This is a genomic window from Actinomadura logoneensis (genome assembly GCF_003428695.1).
Lineage (GTDB): Bacteria > Actinomycetota > Actinomycetes > Streptosporangiales > Streptosporangiaceae > Spirillospora > Spirillospora logoneensis.
The window spans coordinates 1-746 of sequence record NZ_QURH01000025.1; the positions used below are offsets into that span (position 1 = coordinate 1).

The 746-nt window shown below is 80.3% G+C and carries 1 protein-coding gene and 1 pseudogene; both read left to right on the top strand.

Annotated elements, in window-relative coordinates; translation table 11 throughout:
- Positions 1–504 (top strand): annotated as a pseudogene (locus DZF91_RS39290) (hypothetical protein); the annotation flags it as partial.
- Positions 501–746: hypothetical protein (locus tag DZF91_RS01385; RefSeq protein ID WP_199486334.1), on the top strand; the 246-nt coding region annotated here is incomplete at its 3' end. The pseudogene DZF91_RS39290 and the gene DZF91_RS01385, both read left to right, overlap by 4 nt.

Genomic DNA, 746 nt, shown 5'->3' on the forward strand with positions numbered 1-746 from the left:
GCCGACCTGGACGCCGCCGGCCCGGCCGCCGCGGACCTGCCCACGGTCATGGCCGCCGCCGGGACCTCCCCGCACCTGGCGGACTGGCGGGCGGCCGAGAACGCCGGGCTCGTCGCCCTCGCCGACCAGCGCGTGGTGTTCACCCACCCGCTGGTCGCCGCGACCGTCTACCGGCAGGCCCCCGCCGAGGAGCGCCGCCGCGCCCACCGGGGTCTCGCCGCGGTCATCACCGACCCGGCGCGCCGGGCCGGCCACCTCGCGGCGGCGGCCGTCGGCTACGACGAGGACATCGCCCGGCAACTGGAGGAGACCGCCGCGGGCGCCTCGGACATGGTGGCGGCGGCGCGGGCGCTGGACTCGGCGCCGTCGGCTACGACGAGGACATCGCCCGGCAACTGGAGGAGACCGCCGCGGGCGCCTCGGACATGGTGGCGGCGGCGCGGGCGCTGGACTCGGCCGCCGACCTGTCCCCTGCCGGGGCCGACCGCGTCCGGCGCCGGGTGAAGGCCCTGGCCGCCGCCGCCCTGGCCGGTGAGCGGGCCTGGGTGCACGAGCTGTACGCGCAGGTCGTCCGGCTCACCGCCGATCCCGGCCCGCTGGCCGTCGCCGCCGCGTGCGAGGGGATGGCGTGGACGCTCGCGGGCCGCCAGCACGAGGCCCGGCGCATGGCCGCCACCGCGCTCGACCGACTTCCCGCGCCCGACGGCACCGCCGGGGCCGCCCTCCACGACAGCATCCCCGGGGCC